This window comes from Paraglaciecola sp., assembly GCF_039964565.1.
GTDB lineage: Bacteria > Pseudomonadota > Gammaproteobacteria > Enterobacterales > Alteromonadaceae > Paraglaciecola.
The window spans coordinates 141,824-166,676 of the sequence record NZ_JBDVXF010000021.1 but is presented as its reverse complement, the minus strand read 5'-3'; the positions used below and the strand labels follow the sequence as shown (position 1 = coordinate 166,676).

Here is a 24,853-nt window from a genome sequence, read left to right as displayed (position 1 = left end):
TTGTAACAAGTCGTTTAAAAGAAGAAAAAGCCAAATATTTTTATCCTTGTTTAACAGCTTGTTAGGCGAACAAGTACTCTAGCCAGATATGTATTTATAAACTGATATGAGTACGTTTTCTAGTTTACTGTTTAATATACTTAGTTCAGGAACTCTTTGTCCTTCATGTACTATTTTACTTCTTGCAGAATATGCTTGATCTACAAACTTTATATCTTCTTCACCAATTTGATTGTCTTTAAGCAATCGTTGAATAGCACTGCGAACAGATTCTCTTTTAAGGTTATCTATTTGTCCCATTAAAGAGTTCTTTAAACGTTCATCTTGAATTGCAGATTTTTTAATTACTTCTTTTAAATTTTTTATAGTTGAACCAAGTTTGTCTGCAAAATCCTTTTGACTTGCTAAAGCTTCTAGTGAGCTCATTATCATTATTAACTTGGAACGGTGATTATTTTCAAAATGAGAAGATGCGTACAACTCCATAGACAATAACAACGAATAAGGAATTTTGTCATGGTGTGAAAATGAACTCTCTAAAGCATTTGCAAACTCTGCAACTTTTACTTGAATAGTCGTGGAACCAAAAGCCTGACATGTCATCCCTGGACCTGTTGTTCGGTCAATAACTCGGCAAGGAAGGGAGGAGTCAGGCCAAGAAAGTTCTACTCCCCACCGCCTTTGAATACAGAAATCTAACAATGAATATGCTACTTTTGCCCCTACATTTTCAGCTTCGCTAGCAGTGTCAGTTGCATTTATAACCAACCTAAAGCCTTTGGAACCCGCATCGGCGAGTTGAGGGTGAATTTTTCTAGGCTCCACAGTCAATATTAAGTCATGATGCCAGAGTAGTGAAAAGCTGGATTCATCTACATCCAAAAAACCACCTCGACTATTAATTATGAAATCAATTTTGACTCCCCAAGAATAGACGTTGGTTTTATTACAAATATCCATTTTATTTATCATACAGTTCTCCTTACGCTTTTTATAAATGGCGGGACTCATCAAATACATTTGTTATTGTTATTCGCTGAACTCCAGTTATACGTTTGTTGCGGCTGCTTTTACAAAATGTATCACTAAATTAACATCACCTATGTTTTCTAATACTTCTGAGGTTATAAAAGTGGCGAGTGAACATTACCAGCGCATACACTTAACATTTTGGAAGAGAAGGTCTAGGCATTGGTTGATGTGCTGGTTGCTGTTTCGCCTCTACCGCTTGTTTTATACGGGCTTAACTTGGTTGCTTTGCTGGTTGCTGTTCGTGCTGTACTTTCACATAGCAACTTCGTTTTTTACTATATTGCTTTACGTTTTTTTACCGTTTTTTAGCACATCAATATCCCCAACTGGAGCCAACTCTTTTAGTTATTGATCAGTTCGCTCGGTATTGTCTTCGGTCAGCATTTCTACATTAATATTTTTTCAGAGTTGTTCGGTGTACGCATTATTTTAATATAGGCTTGAGTTAATTATTCATTGATTTCATGAACTCTTGGATCCGGCCCCAACATTTTTCACGATCGCCTCTGCCTGGTATTTCTATTTCTTCCACATAAATATCTAGCCGCCTATTCTCTTTGTCGATGTAACCAAAGTTTGTTAGTTCGCATTCGACTATGTGGAATGGATGACCGGATCCTAATGGTTCGTTCCATCCAATATCTGCAAAAACAAAACCGCCAGGAATAACGAATAAATGCGCAGCTATTCTATCGCCTCCGTGTACCGTTTCTATAGTTACTCGCTTTCCTTCTTCGCTGCTTTTTTGGTAGTCCATTATTGCCTCACGTTATCCATCTCTTTGCTAAAGGTTGGTTACTGGTTAACAATTCTTAAAGCCTGTCTTGCATTGGCAAGGCTCATATTACCTGTAGCAGCTTGCTCTATATGTTCAGACCACCAGCACATCATTATCTTTCTGCGTTCCATATACTTCGAGCGATTATAAGCGGCTCTTATTTTATCACTGTCTTTATGGGCTAAGGCTGTCTCAACAATATCGGAGTCAAAACCCTGTTCGTTTAATATGGTTGATGCTAATGCTCTCATTCCGTGAGCTACTAATCGCCCAGCAAAGCCCATATCACGTAATGCTTTGTTTGCTGTCTCAGCATTAACTGGTTTTGTAGGGGTAATGTGTGATGCAAATATATGTTTTCTATGCCCGTTAATTGGTTTCATTAGGCTTAGTAATTCAAGTACCTGTTCAGTTAACGGGATTTTATGTTCTTTTTTCATTTTCATGCGCTGGGCAGGTATCACCCAAACTTGATTGATACAATCGAGCTCTGACCATTCGGCCTCTGCTGCCTCTCTGGGTCTAACCATGGTATGCAACTGAAACTCAATTAAACATCGAGTGGTTACTCTAGCATTGGAGTACTGGACGGCCTTCATAAGCTCTGGTAATTCGTGAGGCTCTAGGCTGGGTCTATTCACTTCTTGGGTTTTGGGTATCACTGCTTTTATACCAGCCAATGGGTTATGAGGTGCTAAGCCTGTATTTACCGCAAAGGTCATAACGCTGTTTAAGGCTCTGCCCACTTTACGGGTGATTTCATAACTACCACGCTCAATGATAGCGTTAAGCACTTCAATACCATCGGGCGCTGTAATTTCTTTGATTGAGTGATCACCAATAACGGGGTAAACGTCTTTTTCAAAGTAACGTACGAGTTTGTTGAAGGAACTAATAGCTAAGTCATCTTTTTTTAGTGCGAACCATTGCGCCGCGACTAAACGAAAAGTATCTAGTTTTTCAGCTTTGGCCTGTTTAGCTTGTTTGGCTCTGTGTACAATTATGTCGATTTCAGAAGCAAGTAACGCATGATATTTAGCTCTTTGATTTCTTGCATCAGCTAGAGTTATCTTCGGGAACGCCCCAAAAGTAAGGGCTTTGCGCTTTTTAGTATGAGGTTGGGTGTAATTAAAGTACCACTTCTTAGAGCCACTGGGCAGCACTCTAAGCATCAAACCGTCACCGTCTGAAAGGTTATATTCCTTTTCTTTGGGCTTGGCTTTATCTATCTGATTAAAGTTAAGAGGTATTACTTTTTTGGCCATTTTAGTAACGTGAATTATGAATATTTAAATCACGTTACCAAATGCGTTACTAAAAATCTAGGAAATTACAGTCCGTCTTAGAACATTGCAGGACATCAAAACCGCCTGTAACACTTGATTAATCTTAACTTTTTAGCGTTTTTGGACGTATTAGGACGTCTTAGTATTTGCAAAGTGGTACCAGTGGGCGGACTCGAACCGCCACGCATTGCTGCAACGGATTTTGAATCCGTCATGTCTACCAATTCCATCACACTGGCTTCGTATAAACTTAAAGGTTACATCACGCAATCTTCAAGAGGCGAGCATTATAGCGAGCAACGCCTTGCTTGCAAGTTTTTTGTGACATTATCATGACTCATTGCTGAGTTTTTAATCAGCCTTGTTGTCAGCAAGCATTTACTGCGTCGTTAATCAGAAAATTGTCTGATCATCGAGCCTAAGGTTTCTTTCGCGTCACCAAAAATCATGCGACAGTTAGGTTTAAAAAACAGTGGGTTGTCGATGCCGGCAAATCCCGAGGCCATACCGCGTTTTAGCACAAAGACATTTTTCGCAAGGTCAGCATTAATGACCGGCATACCGTAAATCGGGCTGCCTTTCATTTCTCTCGCCGCAGGGTTCACTACGTCGTTGGCGCCAATGACCATAGCCACATCGAAATTTTGGATACGTTTATTGATTTCGTCCATTTCAAACAGTTGCTCATATGAAACATCGGCTTCCGCTAGCAATACATTCATGTGCCCTGGCATTCTGCCTGCGACTGGATGAATTGCGTAGGCCACTTCAGCGCCGTTTTCTTCTAATAATTGTTGTAGTTCTTTCATAGCGTGCTGCGCTTGGGCAACCGCCATTCCGTAACCTGGAATAACCACAACAGATTGTGCGGCTTCGAGCACGTAATAGGCATCATCGGCCGATAGCGGTTTGACTTCTCCTTCTATCACCATATTGGTTTTAGTTGCGGGCATAAAACCACTGAATAACACGTTGCTTAAAGAACGGTTCATTGCTTTACACATAATGTTGGTCAAAATAATACCACTCGCGCCTACCAGCGAACCGGCGACGATCAAGATGTTGTTGTGCAACGCAAATCCGGCAGCACAGGCGGCGAGTCCAGAATAGGAATTAAGCAATGAAATAACCACTGGCATATCGGCCCCGCCAATGGGTAATACCAGCATGATGCCAAACAAAAGCGCCAAAGCCATAGCCGCATATAACACCACATTAAAATCAATGTTCACACCAGCTAGCATTGTAGGTTGTGCCACAAACAAATAAGCAACGAAAATAATGACTAATACCAACAAGCTATTAAACACCACTTGCCCAGAAAAGGTGACCGAGCGCCCGGTAATGCGCTCGCTAAGTTTTGCCCATGCGATCAGGCTGCCAGAAAAGGTTACGCCACCTATTAATAAGGCTAAAAAAGTGACTATCATAGTGAAAACGCTGTATTCACTGCTACCCGCAACCGTTGCCCAAGCAACAAATAGACTGGCAAGCCCACCTATGCCATTTAGTAAAGATACCATTTCGGGCATGGCTGTCATGGCGACCATTCTAGCGGCAAATACACCGAGAATGCTGCCCGCTAACATCGCTATAGCTATCATTTGAAAACTAACAATATTATTGTCGAACATAGTTACAACTATGGCGATCAGCATCGCAATTGCAGACAGCAAGTTGCCTTTGCGAGCAGAAGAAGGATGCCCTAACAACTTGAGTCCAAAAATAAATAGTGCCGCAGCTAGCACATAACTGAAGTTGATCAACAAGTCGGTTGTGGTTGCTTCTATCATCATAATTCTCTACTGCTTTTTCTTAAACATTGCGAGCATGCGGTCGGTCACCAAATACCCACCCACAACATTTATAGTTGCCAAAAAAACCGCGAATGCACCAAGATAAGCAGCATATTCACCCATAGTTTCGCTTCCCGCTAAGGCTAGCGCCCCGACAACTGTGATACCAGATATCGCATTGGCACCAGACATTAACGGAGTATGCAAGGTCGCGGGTACCTTTTGGATCAGTTCAAAACCAACAAAAATCGACAGTAGTAAAATAAACAGTAAATATACGGCGTCCATTAGGCTTCCTCTTTTTGGTCTGTTGATGAATGATTTTCAGCATAGATAGACTGCAGCATGGCGTTAACAACTTGCCCTTGATAGGTAACGATACAGCCAGATTGCACTTCGTCTTCGAGATCTAAACTAAAAGTGTTGTCTTCTTTGTGCCAAAACTCACTGACTAGATTGAATAAATTGTTGGCATACATTTGCGTCGCGTGTTTTGCGACTCCGTTGGCCCAACTGCCAGTGCCAATAATGGTCACACCATTGTGCGTAATGACCTCACCTGCAATGGAGCCTTCTACGTTGCCACCATTTTCAGCGGCCATGTCCACTATCACACTTCCGGCTTGCATAGACTCTACTGTTGGCAGATTAATAAGTTGCGGTGGTTTGCGCCCAAATAATTGCGCTGTGGTGATGACTATGTCTGAATCGGCGATACATTTAGCTTGTTCACGCTGCTGTATTTGCATTTGCTCGGGCGTTAAAGCCTGAGCATAGCCCTGCCCGGTTTCGCCGGTTTCGCCTAAATCGATATCTAAAAACTTAGCGCCTAATGAATGAACTTGTTCAGCTACTACAGTGCGCGTATCGAAAGCAGTAACACTTGCACCTAGCCTTTTTGCTGTCGCTATAGCCTGTAAACCTGCGACACCCGCTCCAATTACAAAAACTTTAGCAGGCTTAAGGGTACCTGCAGGAGTCATCATCATTGGTAAAACATTGTTCAGTTGATTGGCTGCTTGCATGACCATTACGTAACCTGCCAAACTGGCTTGAGAACTTAGCGCGTCCATTTTCTGACAACGGCTAATACGCGGGATCATTTCCATGCTGATACTAGTGATGTGTTTATCACATAAGCGAGTCACAAAGTCCCTTTCATTGAAGGGGTCGAGGTAGCTCACTATCATTGTGCTAGGTTTTAAATGCGCTAATTCATCGACACTTAACTTGTGCAAACTCAATACAATATCAGCATTGCTTAGTAGTTCACTGCGACTTGTTACAATGTCAGCGCCAGCTTCAGCGTATTCTTCATCAGTTACATGAATAGCTGCACCAATACCCGCTTGCACCTGCACGGTGGCCCCTAATAATTTGTACGCTTTAACGTTAACAGGTAACACAGCGCAACGCTTTTCCTGTGATTTTAGCTCAGCAGGGAACACCAGAATCGTCATAAACACCTCAAAATTTAATGCCATGTAATAAATATGTCTTATTTAATAATGGAATGTAAATTCACAGTGTTTATGTTCAATATGATATTGGAGTCTTTTGACAGGGCATAAAAAAGCCACCAGCTACATTGAAAGTGTGGTGGCTTGTAGAAAGTTGCTACAGCTACTTTACAGCTGAATGAATTTTATCGAATGCATTACTTGGCGCAATGGCACCAGGATGCTGGATAACGATAGCCGCCGAAGCGGCTGCTAGTTCAACAGATGAGGTAACATCACCGCCAGCTAATCTGGAGCCTAAATAAACCCCATTAAAGGAATCGCCTGCAGAGGTAGTATCCACAACATTCGATACGGGTGTAATGGCAACATGGGTGAGCTGACCATCTAACTGACAATAAACGCTCTCTGGGCCATTTTTAAGCACCAGTTCGTTAATAGCATACGGCTTACAAAACGCTAAAATATCTTCTAAGGTTTCAATGTTATAAAGCTGTTTAAAATCGTCAACCCCAGGCAACATAATGTCGCTTGCAGCATACGCTTTAGCGAACTCTGCTTTTGCTTCATCGGGGCCATTCCATAAGCGAGGGCGATAATTTGGATCAAAACCGATTTTTACACCCGCTTCTTTTAGCTGCGACAACATCGCCCAAAACGCTTCTCTGTCTTGAGACTCTAGTACTGCTAAGGAAATACCTGAAAAGAAAAACAGGTCAGCGTTGCAAAGCGCGTCTATAGCCTTCTGATCGACATATTGCATAACTTGTTTAGCTGCAGAACTATCACGCCAATACAAAAACGAGCGTTCGCCTTCATCATCTGTTTGTACCAAATAAATTCCGGGGTTGCGCTCGCTTTTAGCAAATATATGCTGGTTGTTTAGTGCCTCTGCACTACATGCTTCCACCATTTGTTGGCTAATGGTGTCTTGCCCTACGGCAGTCATAAAAGCAATATCTTGCTGCGCAAAAATACGTTTCATATAAACTGCCGAATTAAAGGTATCACCCGCAAAAGACTGCTTCATTACACCATCTTTTGCTTGACGAAGTTCAAGCATACATTCGCCAAACAACACTACTTTTTGCATATTACACCTTGGATATTGTTCGCAAACCAAAACTTGCGAACCTTAATTAAAATTAGCCCTTACTCTTTACTTTTTAAAGGCTCTATCTTAGGGCAAAGGAATAAAATACTTACCATCACGATAGAAGCCAACGCCGCACCAAGAATGAATACATTGTGGTAGTTTGCGCCAGCAGTCAAAATGGGCACCATTGCAGTTAAACCTGCGGCTGAGAATTTTGCCGCCATACCGGCGAAGCCAGCTAACGAACCAACACTGTCTTTACCTAACATATCACTTGGTAAGGTTTGAATACTACCAATAGATGTTTGAAAACCAAATAATATCGCAGCCATAATAAGCACAGCAGCGTTAGCACTTCCTGGATTAGACAACATTAACAACGAAGGCAGCATGATTAAACAACCCAACACAATAACAGCTTTACGGGTTTTGTTGACGCTCCACCCCGCTTTAATTCGGTTTTGAGAGAGTAGACCACCAAACCAAGCACCAAACATTGCACCTACATACGGAACCCAACCAATAATGGCTAAGCCTTTAACGTCCATATTGTAAACTTCTACAAGGTAGGTGGGTATCCAAACAATAAATAGCCACCAAATGGGATCTATAGCAGCAGTCGCGATTATGACGCCCCAACTTTCTTTACGGCGTAACATCTCACCATAGCTAGGGACATATTCATTTATTTTTTCTTCGTTTCCATCAGTAGAAACAGTCTTCTGGCCTGTTAAAATGTATTCGCGTTCTTCGTCAGTTATCCAGGGGTGTTTAATGGGCGGAGCTTTAACTAAAATCAACCATGGAATTAACCATAAAAGTCCCACTAGGCCTATTAAAACAAAAATAACTTTCCAGCTAAAAAATAATGCTAAATAGGCAATAAGTGGAACCGAAATAATACCGCCGATTGCTGCGCCCGAATTAAAAATACCCTGGGCTAAAGCACGCTCTTTACTCGGAAACCATTCGGCGTTAGCTTTTGCTGCACCCGGCCAGTTACCTGCTTCTGACATACCCAGAATGGCACGGAAAAGACTAAAAGTTAAAATGCCTTGAGCAAATGCATGTAAAGCTGTTGCTAAAGACCAGACACCAATGGATAAAACGAAACCTAAACGAGTGCCAATCCAATCAAAAATTTTGCCAAATACTGCCTGACCAATCGCATAAGAGAATAAAAATACAACGCTTACCGTTCCCAAAACTTGTTTGAGTTCGTCAGCATTTTTCTCAGGATAAATTTCACTTCCCATATAAGGCCATAAAACACTCAGCGCTTGCCTGTCTATATAGTTTATAACGGTAGCCAGAGCGATTAACGCGATCACCCACCAGCGTAAATTTTTCATTTTCATATACATTTTCTCGTTTTACTCGGCTAAAAATTCTTATCGTTGAGAATTACACAAGTAGAAAAACTTCTGCTTTTATAAACTAATACTCAACATCTCATCGTATTTCGCAAAATTTTATCAATCCAGAATCAATCAAACCTGAGTGGTTCTTGACAAAATCAGTCACTAATACTGGCTAAATAAACGGCTTACACCACACTACTCGTGTCTTGTTATTTAGCAACTATGTTTACTTTTGCATATTAATTTTATTGTTGGTTAGCGTGGCGGTGTGTGGCCCTTTCGCTCTAAGCTCCACGACTTTTGGCGCCGCAGTATTGGTAAACTCATTATTGGTCACTGCCGTTGTTGGTTCGCCTACTGTATGTTCTATGTCTAATAGTGCTGAATCATTCCACTTATTGTCACTGATTTGCGCTACTTGCACACCATGCAGATATACCGACGCAGCATGTTTATTGCGCTTTCCTTTACCTACATTTTTAAGCACGTTACCTTGCATAATAAAGTGCGGTCCGAAGGTACTTTCGTCAGTTCCCCCTCGATATACTTTGGCCACCGCTCCTTCAACATTTTCAACTAAATTGTTGTTGAAATAAATGTACTCAGCGTTGTAAATCCCTAAATCATCCGTTTCTTTATTAAGTCGAAAAATATCACCTGTGATATCGCTTATGGTGGTATTGGCGATTTTAATGTGGTCAGCGAAGCTTCTGTTACCCGCATCAAAAAGGTGATATGAATGATTAACATTCAAATCTTTTATAATGCTTCCTATAATTTCTAAACGATAGTTACGTTGCATAGGAATTCGCGACGTGCGTATTAGCGTATTGCCAGCTGAATCGGGCGCGCGGTCTCCGATGATAATTAAATTCACTAGCTTCAAACTACCTGAATTATTTATATCAACAAAAGTAGAGCGCTCAGGATGGAGAGTAACGTGTTTTCTATTTTTGGCTTTTATCGTGATAGTTTTAGTTAGTTTAATCACTTTACCAATATTGTAATCTCCATTTTCTAACATCAGTACGTCACCAGAACTGGCATTTTTAATGGCATTAAATATTGCATTTTCAGCGGGTTTAACTTGAATAACTTTTCCAGAATCAAAGGCGACATCAGGTTCTGACTTAGGGTAATAACTCGCACCCACCTGTTGTTTTTGTATCGGTTGTAGAGACTTTGCGGTGCCTACAGTTTGGTTTTTGCCTAGCGGATACAACAAACCGTTTTCTGCTCTTTGCATTGTCACTGTATCGACTTCAAAACCTTCTTTAATGGTCGGTTCAATGCCTTCAGATACTAAATTGTTAGTAAATTTCACTCCACTAATATCATCAAAAATGCTGATCCCATCGGTGTTGTTGTTGTTAAAAATCAAGTTATTTTGAAATTGACTGTTGATAGGAGCAGCAGTTCTCTCTGCGTCGCTACCTGCTGCAAAATGAACATGCTCAACATTAACTAAAGTGTTGTTTTCAATCAGCGCATTATCAACTTGATGATAGCGATTAATTTTTGAATTCGGGACACCATTCATGATCGTGAAACCACTACCAAATCTGTATCCAGTTAAGCCTTCCATATAATTATTGCGGATGATTTGATCACGGTTAATGACTCGAATACCGCCCGTATGATCCACTCCGTTACCAAAAAACACATTGCCTTCAACTAGATTACCATTGCCGTGACGCAGTGTCAGAGTGCCGCGAGACTCAAAGAACACATTATTCAATATACGGTTTTTACCGGACTTATTAGAAATAATTTCTACTTCACCATTACAGCGGTCAAAGTAGTTGTTTTCAATGGTAGTGAAAGAGTCAGTTAACGAGTAATGACTGGTACCAATTCGCAAGGTTTCGCCACCATTCGAGCCTAATATGGGTCGTGGTCCAAAGTAATTGTGATCTATTCGATGATAATTCTGCTGACTGTTTTCATTTTGTAAGCGTACCGCCATGGTGACGCCAGCATTACGTTTTCCTACTAAGTTACTGTGGTCAAATCGGTTATGTTTACCATACATGACCACCCACTTGTCTTGTTCAAATTTTTCTGGGTTACTAAAGTTGTCTATTACCACTTGGGTGACCCGGCTATGGTTAGCCAAGTTGTCATCATTTTGTTTGAAAGAAATCACTTCACCAGTTGGTGTGTAGCCATCTTTAAAGACTAGACCCGACACCACAAGATACTCACCTGCTAAACGCAAATTTGACAAACCAGTTAAAAAAACTTTACCGGCGGTTTCTGCCCGTAAAGTGATAGGGGCTTGTTCAGTGCCTTTTGCTTTGAACAAAATTTCGAAATCTGTCCAGACACCATTGGCGAGCACAACTTCATCACCGGCGCGTAAGTCTGATGATGCTTTGTTATATTCATCAGGCGTTTTGACTAAGTATTCTTTAGCAATTGTGTTTTGGCTAAATAACACAATTGCTACATAGGTAAAAACGATATAGGAAAAACTGCGCGACATAATATTGGCTCTTGTTACTAATTAGTTGAAATTAGATAGTGTAAAAAATAGAAAAGAGCTCTCAGTACGTAAACTACAGCTAGCTCATTTTGTTACATAACTAGGCTAACCACTTTCTAACTAGACGAAAGTGACTAGCCAGTTGGTTATAGTTTGTATTGGATCCCTGCAAAAATGCGAGGTCCGTATACGTTAATCTCACCAAAGTTTTCACGAGATGGGATAAATTGTCTTTTAGGCTCATCAAACAAGTTAATAGCAGCTAGAGATAATTTGATGTTTTTATTCAACTTATAACTCGCTCGCGCTTCATAAACCCCCGTGTCACCAACGTATCTTAAATTACCTGGCGTTGAGACATATTGTTGGAAATATTCGCTTCGATATTTATATATTAACTGTACATTAAATCCACCATCTTGATAGTAAAGCTGGCCAGACATGACGTTTTCAGAGAAGCCAAAAATCTCAGCAGAGTCCACCAGTCCAATACGTTCGGTGACAGTTCCGTCAGCAGCAACAATATTAGATGCACCAAAGTTAGCGTCTTCTACCTCGAAATCAGAATCAGCCCAGTTGTAGCTCAATTTAACCCCAAAGTTACTCAAGAAGTTAGGTAGGTAACTGAAGGCATGTGTCGCTGTCATTTCGACACCGTATATGGTGCTTGTATCGTCAGTCGTTTGTTGAACCGTTACTAAGGTATCTAACGCTTGGCCATCGACTGTAAAGGTTTCATTAGTTGATACGTTCTCAAAACCACCTTCAAAGGTCTTGTAATATCCACCAAAGGCTAAGATAGTATCGTCGTTGGGGTACCATTCGATCGCTAAATCAGCGTTCCATGAAGTAAATGGTTTAATGTTTGGATTACCATTTGCAATGGCAGTACCTATAGCCACGTCAATGGATTCAACCCCTTCACTTTCGTCGGTTAGACCAGTGAATACTCGGCCAAAGCCCATGTCTGAAGGAGAAGGTCGTGATAACGCTCTAAATAGCGCACCTCTTAATAAGATTTCATCATTCAACTCCATTACCATATTAAAGCTAGGTAACAATTCTGAATAACTACTACCACCTTTTACTGCAATTAAGTCGGCGCCGCTCACTAGGTCGATGCTGGTGATACTTGGAATACCATCGATTTCAGTAATGGTTGTTTCTAACGGCCCTCGTAAACCAATAGAGGTAACGTCTGTTTTAACGTAACGGATGCCAAAGTTACCTCGAACGGGATAATCACCAATTAAAGTGTCGTAGTCGGCCTGTATGTAGGCTGCAAATGTTTCTTCTTCTACATCGACATTGGCAACGGTTTCTTCAGGCTCCGGAAAAACTGGTGTACCGCCAATTACCGCAGTAGCAAGACACAGTGGATCAAATGAGGCAAAAGCATTGCCTGTACCTTGAGCAATAACATTACCATCCGCATCTAGATTAGTGATCAAAGGTTGACCGCCAGTAACTGCCGATAAAAATCCACTTTCTGGAAAACTACTATTTTGACAATTAGCGATAGCGTCATACATCACACTATCATCATTGTTGGTAAATTCGTCCCGTGCTCTAGGCGCACTGTCAAATTCCAATTTAGAAAACCGCAAACCACCCTTGAGCTGACTAATAATTTCGTTATCAGTCAAATATTCGAAATCCGTTCTAAGAGCTGTGATTTTGTTATTACGGAATTGATTTAAATCAACACGAGTACGCGCTGAGTCCGCAAAATTATTAGGATTAGTAACATCAAAATCTCTGACAGTCATAATGGGTATTAATGAACCGTTTTGGCCAATTTCAATTGCAGTATTAATATAACCTTCATCTGCTGCACCAGCTACAGGATTACCTAAAATGTCATTAGGTTCTGACTGCAAACGTGTGTGATAAAGATTTTCTTCACGTTGTGTTTCTGAAATAGATAAATCAGCGCTAATCGACAATACGTCGCTGGCATCATAAATAAATGAAATACCGCCACCTTTGTACTCTTCTAAACGTTCAATATAAGTACTTAGGGTTTCAATTCTTTGTCTGTAGGTCCCTGAAACTAACGAACCATCATCTGTAATCACCAGATCTACCGGTAACTGTCCTTCACGTGATACCGTTGGATCGTCTAACCTTCTACTACTTGCAAAAACTAAATCATTTCTAATTTCGGTGAAGTCTCGGTTAGAATATTCAGCATCAACGTTTACTTCAAATTGCTCATTTGGTCGCCACTGAATTGCACCAAAAATTGACTGTCTATCGTCATCGGTAGTATTTTGGCGATACGAATAAGAACTAGGAACAAACACATAAGGAACGCCAGCGTCAGGTGAAACACCTGTAGCGGGATCGACTTGGTTGTTTATACCGCCATTGTCACAGTCACCGCCATCGTCATACACCCCGTTTGAAGTGGTAGGATCTACTCGACAATCTCTCCAACCACTGGTAGTTCGGGCTTCTTGTTCTGGGTTAGTGGCTAAATTCTTTTGTGCACCAATTGAAAAACCAATGTCACCTAATTTGTCTGTCTCAATTTGATCCACAAAACTTAAGGTAATACGTGAGCCAAAGTCTCGAGCACTGTTATCAATGTCGCTCTCTGCGGGATTCCAGTTACCTTTAACTTCTGCTTGGAAGCGACGTTTACCGTAATCTAGAGGCTTCATGGTTTCCAACGAAATCTGACCTGAAACACCACCTTCAATTAAACTGGCTTCTTGCGTTTTGTATATTGCTATCTTATTAAAAAGTTCTGATGGAAACTGCGAGAAATTAACCGAACGGTCACCACTACCGTTGGCTGCTTCGCGGCCATTGAATACAGTACTACCTAAAAATGGTCCTAAGCCACGAATTGAAATTTCGGTTGCACCACCTTGCTCTCTATGAGACGAGGCTCCTGTTAGTGTTTCTAACGCCTCACCAATTGAAAGAGCCGGAAGGTCTCCGATATCTTCAGCAGACAAACCGTCAACAATACTTGTGGATAATTTTTTAATACTGATAGAGTCTTGGATGGTTTTGCGTACACCAGTGACGGCTATGACTTCGGTTGTATCATCAACTGCAGCGTCGTCATTTTGCTGTGCCATTGCAGGCATGCCCAACAAACAAACTAACGTTGACGCATAGACTGATTTGCAAAGAAGGCGACTAGGCATCCCTTCTTTTATTGCGCAACTGATTTTATTTAATTTCATCATGTGTGCTCTCGCATTATACTTTTTTGTGTACAGACAGCACAATGTAACCAATAGTTAAATACAATGTCAAACAAATATTAACCAATTTTACATTACACTTATTACCAATATAGATTTTATTGGTAATAACTTTTATAGTTTATTTAATGTTACCAATTTGGTTTTTTGTTAACATTGTGGTATAACGTGAAAAAAGCTGCAGTGATGTATCAGTTCGATATATCATACGCTTATAAGCGTATGTATAAATAACCAGAGGTATAGAGGATGAAAAATAGGCGACTGTTTTGGACTATTGTCGAAAAGATAGAATCACTTATTGATTCTGGACAATTCCCTGCCGGCAGCAGACTTCCACCAGAAAGAGAGCTTGCTGAGAATTTTGAAGTGAGTCGCCCGACCATTCGTGAAGCTATCATCGCACTTGAAGTACTTGAAAAAGTAGAAGTAAAAACTGGCTCTGGTGTTTATGTATTAGAAAATACTAAAAAACAAAACGTACAGCACAATATAAGTGCCTTCGAATTGACTCAGGCTAGAGCGTTAATTGAAGGTGAGGCTGCAGCCCTTGCTGCCACTACCATTTCAGAAGAAGAACTTGAGCGCTTAAATCAAACTTTAGTCGAAATGGAAAAAGGCGACCACCCCGAAACTGCCGACAAAGAATTTCATTTAATTATATCAACCGCCACCCGCAACAGTGCAGTTTTAATGGCAGTAAGCAGCTTGTGGGCAATGCGTGAAACGAGTCCTACTGTTAAAATGGCTTATAAAGGCGTGTGTAGTCAAAGTGACTCTAAAAGGTTAGACGAACACAAAGCCATTTATAATGCTTTGGTCAATCGTGACTCGCAAGCTGCAAGAGCCGCCATGCATCTTCATTTTAATCGACTTATCAATGCTTTGTTTGAAGCAAGTGAAGCCAGGGCATTAGAAGAAGTGAGAAGGCAAACGAGTCAAACTCGTGATTTATATTCCCTTAGTCATTTAGTTTCTTAAACCCAGGGTTTTTTAGGCTCAATAAACATCATCTTTACCCCCCAATAGAGAAACCTTGATTTCGCTATTGGGGTATCGTTAGACTCGCCATCACTCGTTAACGCACTTCACGCTTTCCTTAGGAAATAAAAAAGGCCATGTATCAACATGGCCTTGCAGGGTACAGTAGCTTATATTCTACTTTTATTATTAATCGTTTCTTTTGGAGGTAGCCTAAGAGAAAAGCATTCCACCATTTATATCAATATTGTTTCCTGTCATATATGAAGACTCATCTGAAGCTAAAAACCCTACAAGCTTCGCTACTTCTTCTGACGTTCCTTCCCGTTTTGCACAAGTCATACCTGCCACTTTTTCACGCACATCACCAGGCGTAAATATATCGTGAAATCCGGTGTTGATCATACCTGGACACACACCATTGACTCGAATGTCTGGGCCGAGTTCTTTGGCCAAACCACGAGTATAGGTCATCACAGCGCCTTTAGAAGTGGCGTAAGCAACAGCGCCTCCGCCGCCGCCATCTCGTCCGGCCTGAGAGGCAAGTGTAACGATTGAACTACCAGGAGCTAAATGAGGAATACAGGCTTTACACATCATAAACAAAGATGTCATGTTCAAGTTCATAACATTGTTCCAATGTTCAATACTCATATCTGCAATTTTGACTCGCGCCAGCAAACCACCAGATACATGAACTAGGCAGTCAATTTTTCCAAAGCTATCGAGCGTTGTCTTAACCACAGCGTTAACACTCGACTGGTCCGTCAGATCGGCTTGCAGCGCTATGGCACTGCCGCCAGAGGCTTCAATGTCGGCAACAGCACTTTGCGCGGTTATTTCACTTGAATGGTAGGTAATCACTACCTTGGCACCACGTTGCGCTAATTCGATTGCACAAGCTCGGCCGATATCTCTACCGCCACCAGCTACTATTGCTACTTTGCCTTTCATTGTCATAAAGCACTCCACTAGATCCACTTAGATAATTATTATTTAACCTAGCACTGGCAGCCGACTAAAAAGGAACCCTACCTTATTGGGATGGCCGAGTATCAGGTATATGTAACAAAAATAACCAATCAAGACATCATTGTCAACCAATTAATATATTTTGGTAATACCAATAAGCTAAACCATACCATTTTTCCGTGCATTGCATTTTTTGCTTTATATGCGTTAAAAACTATCCTAACGTGTCTTCGCCAAATTTGAAGACTGCTTTTGTTAACATTTTAGTTAGAACCGATTGAACCTCTTTTTATTACCAATATTATTTATCTCAAAGTTTATATTGGCGCTAGTTTACTGATACCATCTGGTTTATTTTTCAAGGCTTATTTGTGACTTCTACAACCCCTAAACACACTCGAGCAAGTTTCTTTCGCAGACTCGCTGCAATGGTTTATGACCTATTGGTCGCAGTCGCTGTAGGTATGTGCGCGGCAATGATTATCTTGGTATCAATGATGCTATTAGTAGAAAATAATATTTTGGATAACCAAGGTTATGCGCATTTTAGTGATCTGATTCAACATTCATTTGGCTACCAACTGACGATTCAAATTTGGGTCATGTTATGGGTAGTGGGATTTTTTCTGTGGTTTTGGCGTAATGGCGGTCAAACCATAGGCATGCGGGCGTGGCGGCTACGATTGTTTAGCACAAACGACAAGCCCTTTGGATATGGCCGCGCGTTGTTGCGTTTGTTATGTTCCTTAGGTGGTTTAGGTACCTTGCTAGTGCTGTTCGATTTTAAATCAAAACTGTCGTTGCAAGATAGGATAGCGGCGACTGAAATATTGGTTCTGAGTAAAGAAGACAACCACCACCAAGCATGGAAAAAAATACAGGAATAATCCTCATGCATTTTGTTTACTTTCATCTAAAACCAATTCATCCTATCAATTAGTCACTCAGAGAACAATTGTTAGGATGGATTGGTATAAGGCAATGTTTATTTCGCGGTAAATAGCAGAACTCAGACACTTGACCAAGCGCGGCGGTTGCAAACCGCTTGGTATATACGTGGAGTTAATTTTGAGTCATTGCTTTTGGATTACCGTTCAAACTTGCCTTTTTAACAGAAATATTGAAAAAGCCGCAAACACGCAACTCGGTAAGGCAGCCCCTAAAAATGGTGGAAATTGATAAACCAAACTTAACGCCCCAAACACCTCATTACTGACAAAAAAGCCGAATCCAGTTAACACCCCTAAAATGACCCTAGCTCCCATAGTGACACTGCGCAAAGGGCCAAAAATAAAAGATAATGCCATCAACAACATCACACCAACAGACAAAGGTTGCAGTACTTTGCGCCACAGAGCTAATTCATATCGGCTTGGATCTAAGCTGTTATTGTTACGATAATTCACGTATTCAGCTAAACCACGGATTGATAGCGCTTCAGGCTTAACCGTCACTACTCCTAACTTGTCAGGTGTGAGTGTTGACAACCACACGCCTTTCTCAAGTTGCTGGTAACGGATCCGCTGATCACCTATAAAGGTATATTTAACTTGCTTTAACTGCCAGCCGTCCTCACTATAATTCGCCTCTAGAGCAGAAGTGATTTGCCTTAACACTAAACTTTCGTCAAATTCATACACATTTACTCTACGTAAAGTGTTGGTATCGACCACCTCTCCAATACTCACGAAGTTATCACCGTCCTTTGCCCAGGTTATTCTGTCAGAAGCAAATAAACTGCCCCCTGAAATAGCCTGCGTACGAATTTCTTTCGCCTTAGTTTCAGTGACTGGAGCAACCCACTCACCAATAAACATAACAAATAACACCATTAGCAACGCAGACTTCATTGCCGAAATAATGATATTCCAGCGACTTTGCCCAGCGGCCTGCATGACTACCAATTCGCTGTTACTTGCCAAAACTCCCATACCTATCAAGCCACCTATCAACGTAGCCATAGGGAAAAACTGCTCCAATTCTCTAGGTAAACTCAGCACAACATACACTGCTGCAACGGTCATGTCGTAACTGCCACGACCGACTTGTTTCATCTGCTCAATAAATTTAATTAAGGCACTCAAACCAACCAAAACACTCAAACTCATTGCTGTTGTCGCTAGTAGTGTTTTAGCGATATAGACATCTAGTATTTTAAGCACGAGCATCCCCTTTAAATCGAGCCCGCATTTTCACACCTATGGGCCTACCTTTGAGTAATAGTGCAATACCAATTGAAAATAACACACCATGGACCCACCATAGACCAAATTGCTGAGGAATATTGCCGTCTTCCAGAGCCTTGCGTCCAGCCATCAGTAACATAAAGTAGCCAAGATATAGCATCAAAGCTGGGAACATTTTTCCAAAGCGCCCTTGCCTTGGGTCAGCAGCACTAAGGGGCACTGCAATCAGGACCAAAAACGGTAGAGACAGTGGAATTGCAATACGCCAATGTAGCTCTGCTAACGCATAGATAGATGAGTCTTCCATTAAAACCTTAGTAGAATAGGCGCTTAATTTTCTGCGTTTTTTTTCAGCTTGTTGTTCGGCAATTTGAATTTGATATTCTTCGAATTCAACCACACTATAATCTTGCCGACCTACCTCACCTTCATATTGTTTACCTTGATTCAGTATCAGCTTTTGTGCGCCATTTGATTGTTCTTGAATGCCCCCACTGGTTGCATACACAATGCGCACATTTTCAGAATCCGAGTCCGTGTCTCTTTGCGCTAAGAATACTTTTCTCAAGGGGTTAGGACCGTTATCGATATCATGTACAAAGATAACTGCTTGCTGATTAACAGTTTGCTGAAAACGCCCAGGAATAAGGCTCGCCAAACCACTTTGCGCCCCAACCTTTTCTTCTAGCTGATAAGTGCTTTCCACCGACAAAGGCGTTAGCCACATAGTGAGGCACGCTGTTAATAGCGACATGATCAAAGCCAAAATTAACATAACGCGAGTGACGTACCATTCGCTCACACCACAGGCACGCATCACACTCATTTCACTATCAACGTACAAACGACCATGAGCCAACATGATCCCCAAAAATAAACTTAGCGGTAACACCAATGACGCCAAAACCGGCATGTGCAAAGCTAAAAATCCCAATACTAATCCAGCAGGGATTTCGCCCTCTGAAGCTTCGGCCAAAACCCTAACAAATTTTTGTGTGACAAAAATAGCCATCAACAGCAAAAATATCGCGACTTGAGACTTCAAAGTTTCTTTCATTAAATAGCGAAAAATCAGCACAACACATCCAAGGGAAAAAGTAGTATTTTAGTGGCACTATGGGAAATTTTAAGTAAACTTAACGTTTTCACAAGTTTAATTTATAAAGTGTGCGAATTTAAAGCACTCAGCCTCTATCTTATTTACAGATTATGTCCGGCTGAAGTTAATCTTACAATAATATAGCGGTATTACCCAATAACACCTTGCGATTATTCATTAAAAGGGCGGCGGGTTGTAGTAATACTCATCATAATGACGAGGGGTCAAAGTGGAATTTAGCGTAAAAAGTGGCAGTCCAGAAAAACAGCGTAGTGCTTGTATTGTGGTTGGTGTATTTGAACCTAGACGTCTAACATCTGTTGCCGAACAGCTCGACATTATTAGTGACGGCTACATCAGCAATTTGCTCAGAAGAGGCGATTTAGAGGGCCAAGCAGGCCAAATGTTGCTGCTACACCACGTTCCTAACGTTTTAAGTGAACGAGTATTGCTGGTTGGATGTGGTAAAGAGCGAGAGCTAGACGAACGTCAATACAAACAAATTATTTCTAAAACCATTAAGACCCTGAATGAGACGGGTTCTATGGAAGCGGTCAGTTTCTTAACAGAATTACATGTTAAAGGTCGCGACACCTATTGGAAAGTGCGCCAAGCCGTTGAAGCGACACAGGATTCTCTGTATACCTTTTTACAATTAAAAACGAAAAAAGGCGAATTACGCCGCCCACTACGTAAAATTGTTTTTAATGTTCCCACGCGTCGTGAGCTATCAATTGGCGAACGCGCACTTGAGCATGGATTAGCCGTTGCGCAAGGTGTGAAAACCGCTAAAGATGTAGCCAACATGCCACCTAACATTTGTAACCCTAAATACCTTCTCGAACAAGCGCAGGAGTTGGGTGACACTTATGACAATTTACATGTGAGCTCAGTCAATGAGCAACAAATGTCAGAATTGGGTATGCATTGTTACTTAGCTGTAGGCAGGGGCTCAGTCAATGAATCCATCATGACAATCATGGAGCATAAGGGTGGACCGTCTGGACAAGCTCCAATAGTGCTAGTAGGTAAAGGGCTCACTTTTGACTCAGGTGGTATTTCCATCAAACCTGGTGAAGCCATGGATGAAATGAAATATGACATGGGTGGTGCAGCAGGCGTGTTAGGTGCTATGCATACGATCTGTGCGCTTAATCTTCCCATCAATATAGTAGGTGTGCTTGCCGGTTGTGAAAATATGCCAGATGCAAATGCATACCGCCCAGGTGATATTTTAACTACCATGTCAGGGCAAACTGTTGAAGTGCTCAATACCGACGCCGAAGGGCGTTTAGTATTATGTGATGCTCTGACTTATGTAGAACGTTTTGATCCAGAATTAGTGGTGGATCTCGCTACTTTAACAGGCGCTTGTGTGGTGGCCTTAGGCAAACATGCCAGTGCCGTATTTAGTAACCATAACCCGCTGGCCCACGAATTGATTAACGCATCTGAACAAAGTGGTGACAAGGCTTGGCGTTTACCTCTTTGGGACGAATACCAAGATCAAATTGAGAGTCCGTTTGCAGACATGACTAACCTTGGCGGACGTCCTGCTGGCGCAATCACCGCAGCCTGTTTCCTATCGCGTTATACACGTAAGTATAATTGGGCCCATATGGATATTGCCGGTACTGCATGGGTTGGCGGTAAAGATAAAGGTTCGACTGGTCGTCCTGTGCCTATGTTATCTCAGTTCTTAATGAATCGAGCTGGTATTGAAACAGAAGATTAATTACGCCTTTAGGAACCTCTTCGACTATGTCTAATGTAACGTTTTATCTACTTGATGAAACAAACGACGCACACCAACAGCCAGCGCACTTTGCGCTGGCTTGTTTGTTGGCGACACGCAGTTATCGCCAAAAACAAAAATGTTTGGTGTTTTGCCAAGACCAGAAACAGGCAGAGCAGTTTGATGAATTATTATGGCAATTGCCAAATGACGCATTTGTTCCACACAACTTGGCCGGAGAAGGTCCAATGGGTGGTGCTCCTGTAGAAATAAGTTGGCAATCCCCTAAACAATTTAACCGCCCCATACTCATAAATCTGGCCGATACCATCCCCGATTTTCATCAACGATTTAGGCAAATCATTGATTTTGTGCCTGCGAAAGAGCAACTCAAACCCCAGGCCAGAGAACGATATAAACAATATAGAGCGGCAGGAAATCAATTAGATACCCTACCCGCCTCAAGCATTAACGAGATACAAAACAATGGATAAGACATTTAATCCACAAAATATAGAACGCGATATTTATCAAAAATGGGAAGAAAGCGGGCAGTTTAAACCCTCTGGAGAAGGTGAACCCTATAGCATAATGATCCCTCCACCCAATGTAACCGGCAGCTTACACATGGGCCATGCGTTTCAACAAACCATAATGGATACCTTGACTCGTTACAAACGAATGTCGGGCAACAACACTTTGTGGCAGGTAGGTACCGATCATGCCGGAATCGCGACACAAATGGTGGTTGAGCGTAAGTTAGCTTCCGAAAATGGTCCCACTCGCAAAGAATTAGGTCGAGAAGCGTTTATCGATAAAATATGGGAATGGAAGGCCGAGTCAGGTAACACTATTACCAACCAAATGCGCCGACTAGGCACCTCGGTTGATTGGGATCGTGAACGTTTTACTATGGACGAAGGGCTTTCAAATGCAGTGAACGAAGTATTTGTGCGCCTACATTCTGAAGATTTAATCTATCGCGGCAAACGACTAGTAAACTGGGATCCCAAGTTACTGACAGCCATATCTGATCTAGAAGTAGAAAATAAAGATAAAAAAGGCCATATGTGGCACTTCCGTTACCCCTTGGCTGACGGCGTTACAACTTCTGAAGGTAAAGATTATCTCGAGGTAGCCACAACTAGACCAGAAACCGTATTAGGTGATACAGGTGTAGCCGTTAATCCAGAAGATCCAAGATACAAAGACTTGATTGGAAAGTTTGTGGAATTGCCTCTGGTCAATCGACGTATTCCTATTGTGGGCGATGAACATGCAGATATGGAAAAAGGCACGGGTTGCGTAAAAATTACACCTGCCCATGATTTTAACGATTATGAAGTGGGTAAACGTCACAAACTACCGATGATCAATATTTTGACTTTTTCTGGAAACATTCGCCAACAAGCTGAAGTATTTGATACTAACGGTGAAGCCAGTGATCTCCTCGATTCAACCATTCCTAAAGAGTTTCAAGATTTAGAGCGTTTTGCCGCCCGAAAAGCTGTGGTCAATAAACTTGATGAATTAGGGTTATTAGCTGAAATTAAAGATCACGACCTCACCGTACCATATGGTGACAGAGGCGGAGTGGTCATTGAGCCAATGCTAACTGACCAATGGTACGTGCGAGCAGCACCTTTGGCCAAAGTTGCTGCTGATGCTGTGACTAACGGTGAAATTGAATTTGTACCTAAACAATATGAAAACATGTACTTTTCTTGGATGAACGACATTCAAGACTGGTGTATTTCAAGACAATTGTGGTGGGGGCATAGAATACCAGCTTGGTACGACGAACAAGGTAAGGTATATGTAGGTCGTGACGAAGCCGAAGTTCGCGCCCAAAATGGTTTGGCTGCTGATGTCAAGCTAAGGCAAGATGACGATGTGTTAGACACTTGGTTCTCGTCTGCTCTTTGGACGTTTTCTACTTTAGGCTGGCCTGAAAATACTGAAGACTTAAAAACCTTCCATCCAAGTAATGTATTGGTGACGGGTTTTGACATCATTTTCTTCTGGGTAGCCAGAATGATAATGATGACTATGCACTTTCTTAAAGATGAAAACAACAAACCACAAGTGCCATTCAAAACAGTGTATGTAACTGGCCTTATTCGTGATGACGATGGCAATAAAATGTCAAAATCTAAAGGTAACGTAATCGATCCTTTGGATATGATTGATGGTATATCTCTGGAAGATTTACTTGAAAAACGCACTGGAAATATGATGCAGCCCAAAATGGCTGAAAAAATCAAAAAACAAACTGCGAAACAATTTCCAAATGGCATAGAGCCTCATGGTACTGATGCACTGCGTTTTACCCTAGCGGCACTGGCGTCTACTGGTAGAGATATCAATTGGGATATGAAACGCCTCGAAGGCTACCGAAATTTCTGCAACAAGTTATGGAATGCCAGCAACTTTGTACTAATGAACACCCAAGACTTTGACTGTGGATTTGATGCAGATACAAATATGACTTTTTCACTTGCCGACAAGTGGATAATGGGTCAGTACCAAAACACTATCAAAGCCTACCGCAGTGCTATGGATACCTATCGCTTTGATATTGCCGCTCACACTTTATACGAATTCACTTGGGACCAATTTTGTGGTTGGTATATAGAGCTAACTAAACCCGTAATGACACAAGGCAGTGAAACCCAGCAAAGAGCCACAAGACACACACTAGTGACAGTATTAGAGTCTTTGCTGAGATTAATGCATCCAATTATGCCCTTTATTACAGAGACCATTTGGCAAGACGTATCGCCATTAGCTCACTGTCATTCTGCCACTATAATGAATCAGGCTTACCCTGAATACGATGCATCTAAAGTTGATGCTACAGCCATGGAAGATCTGGAATGGGTAAAAGGGTTTGTGTTAAGCGTACGTACCATACGCGGTGAAATGGATATCGCTCCAAGTAAACCTTTACAAGTGTTGTTGCGCAATGCGTCGTCTCAAGATATTAGAAGGCTTGAAGAAAATACCATGTTCCTAAACGCCATCGCTAAACTAGAATCTGTGACAGTACTTAGCCCAGACGAACAAGCACCAGTTTGCGCCACGTCTTTGTTAGGCTCACTGGAAATCATGATCCCTATGGCAGGTTTGATTGATAAAGATGCTGAATTAGCGAGGATTTCGAAAGCCTTAGATAAATTAGAAAAAGACTTTGCTCGTACTCAAGGAAAACTTTCTAACGAAAAGTTCGTGAGTAATGCCCCGGATGCGGTTATTGAGAAAGAAAAAGCTAAATTGGCTGACTTTACTATGCAAATGGGTAAGTTGCGTGAACAGCGCAGCAGCATTGAATCCTTGTAATAAGACTACTGCAAAGGATATCACTA

At 41.5% G+C, this 24,853-nt stretch carries 18 protein-coding genes and 1 tRNA gene; 5 read left to right on the top strand and 14 right to left on the bottom strand.

Annotated elements, in window-relative coordinates; genetic code table 11:
• Positions 1-78: 78 nt before the first annotated feature.
• The 11 genes from ABJK37_RS09145 to ABJK37_RS09095 all read right to left on the bottom strand — a co-directional run bounded on the left by ABJK37_RS09145 (position 79) and on the right by ABJK37_RS09095 (position 14,497).
• Positions 79-972 carry a hypothetical protein gene (locus tag ABJK37_RS09145; protein ID WP_348352291.1) on the bottom strand — a complete coding sequence of 298 codons (894 nt, stop codon included), beginning with the start codon at positions 970-972 and terminating at the stop codon, positions 79-81.
• A gap of 505 nt (positions 973-1,477) precedes the next feature.
• A complete protein-coding gene (locus ABJK37_RS09140; RefSeq protein WP_348352289.1) occupies positions 1,478-1,789 on the bottom strand; it encodes a hypothetical protein in 312 nt (103 codons plus the stop codon).
• Positions 1,790-1,827: 38 nt separating this feature from the next.
• Positions 1,828-3,075, bottom strand: coding sequence for a tyrosine-type recombinase/integrase (locus tag ABJK37_RS09135; RefSeq protein ID WP_348352287.1), 1,248 nt, complete (start codon positions 3,073-3,075; stop codon positions 1,828-1,830).
• A 175-nt stretch (positions 3,076-3,250) separates the two neighbouring features.
• A tRNA-Leu gene (locus ABJK37_RS09130) sits at positions 3,251-3,335 on the bottom strand.
• Positions 3,336-3,485: 150 nt separating this feature from the next.
• Positions 3,486-4,889, bottom strand: a complete 1,404-nt coding sequence (locus ABJK37_RS09125) for an NAD(P)(+) transhydrogenase (Re/Si-specific) subunit beta (RefSeq protein ID WP_348352327.1) — start codon at positions 4,887-4,889, stop codon at positions 3,486-3,488.
• A 9-nt stretch (positions 4,890-4,898) separates the two neighbouring features.
• Entirely contained in the window at positions 4,899-5,180 is a 282-nt protein-coding gene (locus ABJK37_RS09120; protein WP_348352285.1) for an NAD(P) transhydrogenase subunit alpha, read from the bottom strand.
• Positions 5,180-6,352: an NAD(P) transhydrogenase subunit alpha gene (locus tag ABJK37_RS09115; RefSeq protein ID WP_348352325.1), complete on the bottom strand. Its 1,173-nt coding sequence runs from the start codon at positions 6,350-6,352 to the stop codon at positions 5,180-5,182. The genes ABJK37_RS09120 and ABJK37_RS09115 overlap by 1 nt, the downstream gene beginning before the upstream one ends.
• A 163-nt stretch (positions 6,353-6,515) precedes the next feature.
• Complete coding sequence (locus tag ABJK37_RS09110; protein WP_348352283.1) at positions 6,516-7,445, bottom strand: sugar kinase; 930 nt, start codon at positions 7,443-7,445, stop codon at positions 6,516-6,518.
• A gap of 59 nt (positions 7,446-7,504) precedes the next feature.
• Positions 7,505-8,806 carry an MFS transporter gene (locus tag ABJK37_RS09105; protein WP_348352281.1) on the bottom strand — a complete coding sequence of 434 codons (1,302 nt, stop codon included), beginning with the start codon at positions 8,804-8,806 and terminating at the stop codon, positions 7,505-7,507.
• 229 nt (positions 8,807-9,035) lie between these two features.
• Positions 9,036-11,294 (bottom strand): polysaccharide lyase 6 family protein, encoded by a 2,259-nt coding sequence (locus ABJK37_RS09100; RefSeq protein ID WP_348352279.1) that lies wholly within the window; start codon positions 11,292-11,294, stop codon positions 9,036-9,038.
• Between the two features lie 146 nt (positions 11,295-11,440).
• Positions 11,441-14,497, bottom strand: a complete 3,057-nt coding sequence (locus ABJK37_RS09095; protein ID WP_348352277.1) for a TonB-dependent receptor — start codon at positions 14,495-14,497, stop codon at positions 11,441-11,443.
• 267 nt (positions 14,498-14,764) lie between these two features.
• Here ABJK37_RS09095 and ABJK37_RS09090 point away from each other — a divergent pair, with 267 nt between their 5' ends.
• Complete coding sequence (locus ABJK37_RS09090; RefSeq protein WP_348352275.1) at positions 14,765-15,496, top strand: FadR/GntR family transcriptional regulator; 732 nt, start codon at positions 14,765-14,767, stop codon at positions 15,494-15,496.
• Between the two features lie 213 nt (positions 15,497-15,709).
• Here the strand turns inward: ABJK37_RS09090 and ABJK37_RS09085 are convergent, their stop codons facing one another.
• Positions 15,710-16,456 carry an SDR family oxidoreductase gene (locus tag ABJK37_RS09085; RefSeq protein ID WP_348352273.1) on the bottom strand — a complete coding sequence of 249 codons (747 nt, stop codon included), beginning with the start codon at positions 16,454-16,456 and terminating at the stop codon, positions 15,710-15,712.
• A 383-nt stretch (positions 16,457-16,839) separates the two neighbouring features.
• On the opposite strand from ABJK37_RS09085, the gene ABJK37_RS09080 reads away from it, so the two are divergent.
• Positions 16,840-17,355 (top strand): RDD family protein, encoded by a 516-nt coding sequence (locus ABJK37_RS09080; RefSeq protein ID WP_348352271.1) that lies wholly within the window; start codon positions 16,840-16,842, stop codon positions 17,353-17,355.
• 207 nt (positions 17,356-17,562) lie between these two features.
• On the opposite strand, the gene lptG is transcribed toward ABJK37_RS09080, so the two are convergent.
• On the bottom strand, positions 17,563-18,630 hold the full coding sequence (lptG, locus tag ABJK37_RS09075; protein ID WP_348352269.1) for an LPS export ABC transporter permease LptG: 1,068 nt from the start codon (positions 18,628-18,630) through the stop codon (positions 17,563-17,565).
• Positions 18,623-19,732, bottom strand: a complete 1,110-nt coding sequence (gene lptF, locus ABJK37_RS09070; RefSeq protein WP_348352267.1) for an LPS export ABC transporter permease LptF — start codon at positions 19,730-19,732, stop codon at positions 18,623-18,625. The genes lptG and lptF overlap by 8 nt, the downstream gene beginning before the upstream one ends.
• 250 nt (positions 19,733-19,982) lie before the next feature.
• Between lptF and pepA the strand changes: the two genes are divergently transcribed.
• From pepA to ABJK37_RS09055, 3 genes are read left to right on the top strand one after another with little or no spacing between them, the layout of a single operon-like run.
• Positions 19,983-21,488 carry a leucyl aminopeptidase gene (pepA, locus tag ABJK37_RS09065; RefSeq protein ID WP_348352265.1) on the top strand — a complete coding sequence of 502 codons (1,506 nt, stop codon included), beginning with the start codon at positions 19,983-19,985 and terminating at the stop codon, positions 21,486-21,488.
• 26 nt (positions 21,489-21,514) lie between these two features.
• Positions 21,515-21,982, top strand: a complete 468-nt coding sequence (locus tag ABJK37_RS09060) for a DNA polymerase III subunit chi (protein WP_348352263.1) — start codon at positions 21,515-21,517, stop codon at positions 21,980-21,982.
• Positions 21,975-24,827, top strand: coding sequence for a valine--tRNA ligase (locus ABJK37_RS09055; RefSeq protein WP_348352261.1), 2,853 nt, complete (start codon positions 21,975-21,977; stop codon positions 24,825-24,827). The genes ABJK37_RS09060 and ABJK37_RS09055 overlap by 8 nt, the downstream gene beginning before the upstream one ends.
• The last annotated feature ends 26 nt before the right edge of the window (positions 24,828-24,853 follow it).